This is a genomic window from Synechococcus sp. UW179B (genome assembly GCF_900474245.1).
Lineage (GTDB): Bacteria > Cyanobacteriota > Cyanobacteriia > PCC-6307 > Cyanobiaceae > Synechococcus_C.
Genome location: NZ_UCNZ01000011.1, coordinates 1 through 1213, shown reverse-complemented (window position 1 = coordinate 1213; position 1213 = coordinate 1). Strand labels below are relative to the sequence as shown.

Below are 1213 nucleotides of genomic sequence, written 5' to 3'. Positions count from 1 at the left end.
AATTTAATTTAAACAAGACAAAGACATGGCAAAAGAGACCTTTCAACGCACCAAGCCGCATGTAAATGTGGGAACGATTGGACACGTAGATCACGGTAAAACTACGCTAACGGCGGCAATAACGACCGTAATGGCGAAGACATACGGTGGAGTAGCGCAGGCATTTGATCAAATTGACAACGCTCCGGAAGAAAGAGAGCGTGGTATTACCATTGCAACGGCTCACGTAGAGTATGAAACAGAAGCGCGTCACTACGCGCATGTGGATTGCCCGGGTCACGCCGATTACGTAAAGAACATGGTAACAGGTGCGGCGCAAATGGATGGAGCTATCGTAGTGGTAGCGGCAACAGATGGTCCTATGCCCCAAACACGTGAGCACATTTTGTTAGCTCGTCAGGTTGGTGTACCTCAGATTGTAGTGTTCATGAACAAGGTTGATCTTGTGGATGACGAAGAATTGCTAGAACTAGTAGAGCTGGAAATAAGAGAGTTGCTTTCTGCGTACGAATTTGATGGTGATGAGATACCTGTGATTCAGGGATCTGCCTTAGGAGCTCTTAACGGAGAAGCTCAATGGGAAGAGAAAGTGATCGAGCTTATGCAAGCTGTAGATGACACGATCCCAACTCCTGAGCGTGATGTAGACAAGCCGTTCCTAATGCCGGTAGAGGATGTATTCAGTATCACGGGGCGTGGAACCGTAGCAACAGGACGTATCGAGCGTGGCGTGTTGAAGCTGAACGATGAGATTGAGATTGTAGGAATTGTAGAAGCGCCGATGAAGAGTGTAGTAACCGGTATTGAGATGTTCCGTAGACTCCTTGACCAAGGTCAGGCGGGTGATAACGCGGGAATTCTTCTACGAGGAATTGCAAAAGAAGACTTACAGCGCGGAATGGTGCTATGTAAGCCGGGTACAATTACTCCACATAAGCAGTTTGAGTGTGAGGTGTATGTATTGAGTAAAGATGAAGGTGGACGACACACGCCATTCTTCAAAGGTTACCGCCCACAGTTTTACTTCCGTACGACGGATGTAACAGGTTCTTGCGAACTTCCTGGTGGGGTAGAAATGGTGATGCCGGGAGACAATGTAAAGCTCTCCGTGACACTCATTCAGCCGGTAGCGATGGAAGAAGGCCTGCGTTTTGCGATCCGCGAAGGTGGACGTACTGTAGGTGCTGGTGTGGTAACTAAAATTTTAGACTAA

1 protein-coding gene is annotated in these 1213 nt (G+C 47.9%); it reads left to right on the top strand.

Going from position 1 to position 1213, the window contains the following annotated elements; translation table 11 throughout:
* The first annotated feature begins 25 nt into the window (after window positions 1-25).
* Window positions 26-1213: an elongation factor Tu gene (tuf, locus tag DXY38_RS06385; RefSeq protein WP_115070941.1), complete on the top strand. Its 1188-nt coding sequence runs from the start codon at window positions 26-28 to the stop codon at window positions 1211-1213.